We start from the raw sequence: 7,021 nt of genomic DNA on the forward strand, positions 1-7,021 counted from the left end.
TTTTACTCCATATCATCATACCATTTTTCTATATAAAAAAACACAACTCACGCATAATGAGTTGTGTTTTTTATGCTTAATTTTATTAATTTCTGAAATTTATATAATTAATCAATCTTTTTTTATTAATTTTTTCTAAAATAACGAACTTTTTTTAAATTTTAACGTCATAATGTTCGTGTTTTATAATCTTGACGATATCAGAATTAGATAGTTTTTCGATCAAATTGTGAGATCACTTTAAATAGCTCTTCTGATTGTTCTTTTAGCCCGTATGAAACTGCTTCTATTTGTTCTATAGAACGAGCTTGTTCATCCGTAGCACTGCGCACCTCTTCTGCTCCTGCAGATGTTTCTTCAGCAATGGCAGCTACTTCTTGTGACTGACGAGCCGTACTTTCTATATTTGTTAACTGTTTTTCCACTAATGATGAAATCTCCACTACCGATTCGGCCATCTCATGAATTTTCGTAGACATTCCTTCAATTGCTTCATTTGTTTCAGAAACTCGTTTAGCCTCTCCAACCGCAAAGCTGACTTGGTTCGTCATCTGGTGGACAACTGTTTGCACATCTGTTTGTATTGCTAAAATTAGTTTAGAAATACCTTGGACGGCTTTAGCACTTTCATCCGCTAGTTTCCGAACTTCTTCTGCTACAACAGCAAATCCTTTACCATGCTCCCCAGCACGTGCTGCTTCAATAGATGCATTTAACGCAAGTAAATTCGTTTGTGCCGCAATGTCTCCTACCAATTGAATGATGCTTTCCACTTTCCCCGCATTCTCTTCTAATTGATGAACATTTCCAAGTGCTGCTTCACTACCTGTAGCAATTTTTTGGATCCCGTTTACTAACGATTGAATTACCTCTCTAGTTTGAGATAAACCTATAATCATTTCATTTGACTGTTCGGAAGATTTTTCTGCACGTAAATTAACTTCTGATGCTAGCACTCGTACATCCTCTACTGATTCTGCTGTTTCTTGTACCGCTATGGCAGAGTGCTCAGCACCTTGTGAGATTTGTGCTATTGTATGAGCGATTGCTTCTGCTTGTTCTGAAGCAGCAGATGATTCTACCGACAGCTGTTGAACCGTTCTATTTGTTTTATCAAAGTTGTCTTCAATACTTTGTACCATTTCTCTTAAGTTTACTAGCATGGACTGAAATGCGATCGCTACCGACTGGATCTCATCTTTCGATTTCGGCACTTCTACATTTATCCCAATTTTTCCCTCTGAAGCTAAAATTGCTACCTTTTCCAAATTGAATAAAGGCTTGATAATTAAACCACTGAAAAAATAGGCTAAAACACCGGACCAGAATATTCCTAGTGCATAGGTGGCAACCTCAAACCCCCAAGAATTTGTTGCTCCATCAAACAATATTGGTTGTACGAAGCGAATAAACAGAGCACTTGTTGTATATGTAATCAGCGCTAAAATTGTAACAAATAACACAATCTTTTTTTGTAGTCCAAAACTGTGCTTTTTCTTTTTTTCTTTCATCTCATTTCCCCCTGTAGTTTGTTCACTAGTCCATCTGTTAATACTTGTAATTCGTGAAAAGTACTTTCATATGTAAACAAATCTCCCCCGTACGGATCTGATACATCTTTGATATCATCAGGGGTCACAAACTCTTTGTACATATATATTTTAGATATTGCATGAGGGAAACCTAAAATAATTGCATGTTTATGAGAGGCCGTCATTGTTAGGATTAAATCAGCCCAATCGATTAGAGTCTCATCTACAGAAGTAGATGAGTGCGCAAATGGAATCATTTGTTGTTCTAATACTAATTGACTATTTCTAGATATAGGTCCACCCTCCGAAGCATAGATGCCGGCTGATCGAACCTGCAACCCATCAATGTTTCGTGATTTTAATAATGCCTCGGCAATTGGACTCCGACAAGTGTTACCCGTACAAACAAACAGAATATTCATAGATCTATTTCCTCATCTCTAGTATATATTAATTAGTCCTATAATTGTGTTGTAAATTGTTAAATATTTCGTAACGTGAGAATACCCATTAACAAAATTAGTACTCCGGCAAATCTTAAAATAAGTGCTCGGTTCATAAAAGTATGTTTGAATATAACCTTTTGCGCTATAAATACAGCAATATACGAAAAGAGGCCAGCACTTAATATAAATACAAACTTTTCTAATTTAAGCATACCAAATGAAACACTAACTGAAAAGGTATCTAGGCTAGCAAAAACTGCGAGTAAATATGGGGACAACAGTGGAACTTGTTTTGGAGATTGAGCTAAAATCATCTGTAATCCTACTAATGATAAAAGAATACCCGATAAATAAGGACTTGCATAAGCCAAATAATTTTGTACAACGACACCTGCATAATAACCGATTAACGGAAAAAGCATATGTAAAGAAGCTACCCATGCAGCAAGTGTAAAAATTTGCTTACGATATACAACTAACGAAAATAAAATAAGTACGTCTACAGACATCAAGGCGCCTGCTAAAATTTCACGCCACAAAAAAATCTCCCCCGTCTATTTGCATACTTAAATGTATGCAAATAGACGAGCGAGAATACAATATTAGCTATAAAACCATCTACCATCCGCCGCTTTTTCTAACCGATTCATAATTGCTGTTCCAACACCTGCTTTTGAGAGAACGGGAACGAGGATTATATCCGCATCTGTTTCATCACAATCTCTTAATGCCTGATACAGTAAATGCGCTGCATCACTAAGCTGATCTTCTTTTCCTAATGAAAAAAAGTAATCTACGTTTATGTGCCTAAATGATTCACTTGCTATTATTGCCACCTTTTTCTGTTCATTATGTATTTTTTCTACTGCTTCTTTAAGCTTTACTAAAGATGCTTCTATTAAATATACAGGAGAATCTGGAGCGTAATGGGCATATTTCATGCCTGGTGCTCGTGGAGCTTCTTTTTCATCGGTCGGTTGAGCTTCCCCGACTTGCCCAATCACTTTTTCTAGCATTTCCTTCGTTACTCCACCTGGACGAAGAATAGTAGGTAAATCATTTACAAATTCTATTACAGTAGATTCTAAACCTATTCCAGTAGTTCCACCATCTAAAATAAGGGGTATTTTCCCTTCTAAATCATGATGTACATGCACTGCTTTTGTAGGACTTGGTTTCCCACTTTTATTGGCACTTGGAGCAGCAACAGGTTGTTTTAATTGTTTTAATAATTCTAGCGCTACCTTATGCTCTGGCATTCTGACTCCAACCGTTTGCAATCCAGCTGTTACATTTTTTGCCAAGGTATTCGGTCTTAGCGGCAAGATAAGCGTTAGGGGGCCGGGCCAAAATGCATCCATACATACTTCCGCAAGTTTAGGTATATCTTGAGTAAATGCCATCATCTCTTCTTTAGAACCAATATGGACAATAAGCGGATTGTCTTGTGGTCTTCCCTTTGCTTCGAATATTTTAGCTACTGCTTCTTCGTTCGTGGCAATCGCACCTAATCCGTATACTGTTTCTGTTGGAAAAGCTACCACTTCCCCTTTTGTTAATAAATCCACAGCCTGTGTATAACTATCGTTATTTGTTAATAAGTTATCCACATTCTTAATTATCGTTTTCATGTTGTATTTTCTCCTTTCTTGCTTACTTATCCACAAATTGTTGATAACTATCATTTTATTGTTAGTAACTATGTGGAAAACTTCTTTTTCAACCATTCCCATACCCAAAATTTAGGTTTTTCTTCTTTCACTTCTTCTTTATAGCATACCTTTGGGAAAAGTGCGCACCACCAGTTATCCCCTCTTGCGTTACCAATGGAAATAACAATAGATTCTGTCATCACTTGTGAAGAAATACCTGCCTCCCAAACTTTCGGTGGAAAGCTTGCCTGGCCTTTCGTAATGTTAATATTTGTATCTAAAGAGTTCGATAACTTCTCGACTGCTTTTTCTAATTCGCTATACGTTGTTTCTGGATTACTTACGTAGTTTAGCAATATTGGTTCTATATGATGTTTCACGTCATTTTTCATTTGTTGGTCTTCCATTGTATTACTATTTGCTATTAGTCGAAAACGCATACCTTCTACTTCTTCGTTTTGTTGAAACAATAAAAATAAACAAAACTGAATTAGTAACAACATCCAAACAAAGAATATCAATGCATCTACTTGTTTCCCGATACTTGGTGCTTTTTTAATCTCGTAATCTGGTAACATATAACATTCCCCCTTAGGAACATTGTTACCAGTAGATTCATATTTTATTCAGTGCTTAAGTAAATTTATTAATTATTATGAAATTCTGTATCAACTTGTTTGGTGTCCATGCAACAACAAAACGCTTTCCATATGCACGTTTGTATTAATCTTAATATCAAAGGAAAGCAAATGAATACTCGCTTTATTCCTTGATTGTGCAAAAAACAAAACGATTTTTTTGGTTAATATCTTGAACGATTTCTACCAGTGCTTCTGGAAAAAAATTTTGAAGCATTTTTTGAACAGCTGGGCCTTGTTCGTAGCCAATCTCAAAACCTATGAAACTCGGAGCATTCATCACACTAGGAAGCTTTTCTGCCATTTTTCTATAAAGCTGTAAGCCATCCTCATCTGCAAATAGAGCAAGATGTGGTTCATAATCTATTACTGTATCCGAAAGGCTTGCCGCTTCATGTGATCCTATATATGGAGGGTTCGATAATATAATATCCCATTTTTGATCGGCGATTGGGGCTAGTAAATCACCTTTTTTGAAATCTATCAGCGCTTCTAAGCGCTCGGCATTCTTTTTAGCTACACTTAAAGCCTCCGGCGATATGTCTGTCGCAGTGACAGTTGCATGTGGTATTTCCTTTTTAATAGTTATTGCTATTGCGCCACTTCCAGTTCCAATATCAGCAATTTTTATAGGTTTGTTTAACTCAAATAGACTTGCAGCTCTTTTTTGAACTTCTACAATTAATTCTTCTGTTTCTGGTCTCGGTATTAAAACATGTTCATTCACTAAAAAATCACGACCGTAAAAACTCTCTTGTCCTATAATATATTGGAAAGGCCTACCAGTGGCATGTTCTTCTATATAACCCCAAAATGTTTGAAATGCTTCTATAGTTATTTCATCATATATAGCAATCATCAACTCGGAGTAGTTTTTCTGTAAGACATGCTGTAATAAGTAGCGAGCAACTTCTTTTTCACGATTATTCTCCTCTAAAAAAGAAGAAGCCCGTTTTAGGGCCTCAAAATTTGTTTTACACATTCGTATCATTCATTCTCTCTAATTTTTCTGCTTGATCTTCCATTATTAATGCATCAATCACTTCATCCATTTTACCTTCTAGGACCTGATCAAGTTTTTGCAAAGTCAATCCGATTCGGTGATCTGTTACACGATTTTGTGGATAGTTATACGTACGAATCCGTTCCGAACGGTCACCTGTTCCTACTGCCGATTTACGCACAGCATCATATTCTGCTTGTGCTTCTTGAAGGAATTTATCCGCTACGCGGGCACGAAGAATTTTCATCGCTTTTTCTCTGTTTTTAATCTGTGATTTTTCATCTTGCATAGAAACAGTAATTCCCGTTGGTAAATGTGTCATTCGAACCGCGGACATAGTTGTATTTACAGACTGTCCTCCCGCACCCGATGAAGCAAATGTATCCACACGAACTTCCTTCTCGTGGATCTCCACGTCCACTTCTTCCGCTTCCGGAAGTACAGCAACAGTGGCCGTAGAAGTATGAATACGTCCGCCAGATTCTGTTTCTGGAACACGTTGTACTCGGTGTGCACCGTTTTCATATTTCATTTTGGAATAAGCACTTTTTCCGTTAATCATGAAAATAATTTCTTTGAAGCCGCCAAGTCCAGTTGGATTGGATTCCATAATATCTATTTTCCAACCTTGGGTTTCCGCAAATCTGCTATACATACGGAACAAATTCCCTGCAAATAACGCAGCTTCGTCTCCACCAGCAGCCCCGCGAATTTCCATAATAACGTTTTTATCATCATTTGGATCCTTCGGAATTAACAATAGTCTTAATCGTTCTTCTAACACTTCGATTTGATCCTCTAAATCACTGACCTCTTCTTTCACCATTTCACGCATATCTGCGTCCAACTTTTCCTCTAGCATTTGCTTCGAGTCTTTATACTGACTTTTAACTTCTTTGTATTCACGATAGGCATCTACAGTTCCTTGTAGATCCGATTGTTCTTTTGAATATTCTCTTAGCTTATTTAGATCATTGACCACTTCTGGGTCACTAAGCAGTTCATTTAAATTATTGTAACGATCTTCTACCGATTGTAATCGATCAAACATCGAGCTCACCTCGTTCATTTAAGTATATATCTTTCCTATTATAAAGAAAAACTAACATTCCCGCTACTTTTTCTGTAAAGGTTTTGATCGGACTAGTAAAAAATAACAAAAATCTGGAAAAAGATTCCCGGTCTTCTAAAAAAACAAGTAGATATTCCAGTGATTTCCGCTCCAAGCGGACGCTTTCCGTGGGCACGGCTTCAGCCGCTTCCCTCGCTTACGCTCAGTCCAGGGTCTTCAGCTCGTGCTGTTCCCACTGGAGTCGCCGCTCTGCGCTCCAATCAATTAGATCTACTTTATATGATCCGATAATCGGCTATAAAACCACCTAAATATACTTGTTCTATCTTAAAGTAAGTAAGGATGACAGTGACTCAGAAAAAAGAGAATTCACTTTCTACATTCTTTGTTACATTATAATGCCCAATTCAACAGACAGTTTTATCCCTACACTATCTTATAGTTAAGTACTACTCACTTAAATGATTGGAGTGAAATGTGGCGACTCCAGCGGGATAAGTGATGTGCACCCAAAATGTTGGACCTTAAAACTAACTTGGGGGTGCACGTTATGAACATAAAAAAAGCAGAAGTAATTGATGCCTTTTTGAGAAAGGAATGTCATTAAGAAAAATCGCACGCGACCTGGGTGTCGATAAGATGGTTATTAGTAGTTGGATAGAAATCTATCGATTTCAT

General features: G+C 37.1%; 7 protein-coding genes. All 7 read right to left on the reverse strand.

Translation table 11 applies throughout. The features are described 5' to 3' along the window. Nucleotides 1–206: 206 nt before the first annotated feature. Nucleotides 207–1,511, reverse strand: a complete 1,305-nt coding sequence (locus BM260_RS17960) for a methyl-accepting chemotaxis protein (RefSeq protein ID WP_093538721.1) — start codon at nt 1,509–1,511, stop codon at nt 207–209. After that, nucleotides 1,508–1,954, reverse strand: coding sequence for a low molecular weight protein arginine phosphatase (locus BM260_RS17965; protein WP_093538722.1), 447 nt, complete (start codon nt 1,952–1,954; stop codon nt 1,508–1,510). The genes BM260_RS17960 and BM260_RS17965 overlap by 4 nt, the downstream gene beginning before the upstream one ends. Before the next feature lie 59 nt (nt 1,955–2,013). Further along, nucleotides 2,014–2,517 (reverse strand): manganese efflux pump, encoded by a 504-nt coding sequence (locus tag BM260_RS17970; RefSeq protein WP_093538723.1) that lies wholly within the window; start codon nt 2,515–2,517, stop codon nt 2,014–2,016. Nucleotides 2,518–2,580: 63 nt separating this feature from the next. After that, entirely contained in the window at nt 2,581–3,609 is a 1,029-nt protein-coding gene (locus BM260_RS17975) for an L-threonylcarbamoyladenylate synthase (RefSeq protein ID WP_093538724.1), read from the reverse strand. A gap of 68 nt (nt 3,610–3,677) precedes the next feature. Next, nucleotides 3,678–4,208, reverse strand: a complete 531-nt coding sequence (locus tag BM260_RS17980) for a stage II sporulation protein R (RefSeq protein ID WP_093538725.1) — start codon at nt 4,206–4,208, stop codon at nt 3,678–3,680. Nucleotides 4,209–4,392: 184 nt separating this feature from the next. Next, entirely contained in the window at nt 4,393–5,250 is an 858-nt protein-coding gene (gene prmC / locus BM260_RS17985; RefSeq protein WP_322788103.1) for a peptide chain release factor N(5)-glutamine methyltransferase, read from the reverse strand. Then, nucleotides 5,243–6,322 carry a peptide chain release factor 1 gene (gene prfA, locus BM260_RS17990; protein ID WP_093538727.1) on the reverse strand — a complete coding sequence of 360 codons (1,080 nt, stop codon included), beginning with the start codon at nt 6,320–6,322 and terminating at the stop codon, nt 5,243–5,245. The genes prmC and prfA overlap by 8 nt, the downstream gene beginning before the upstream one ends. Between the last annotated feature and the right edge of the window lie 699 nt (nt 6,323–7,021).

It is taken from the genome of Psychrobacillus psychrotolerans, from assembly GCF_900115805.1.
GTDB classification, from domain to species: domain Bacteria; phylum Bacillota; class Bacilli; order Bacillales_A; family Planococcaceae; genus Psychrobacillus; species Psychrobacillus psychrotolerans.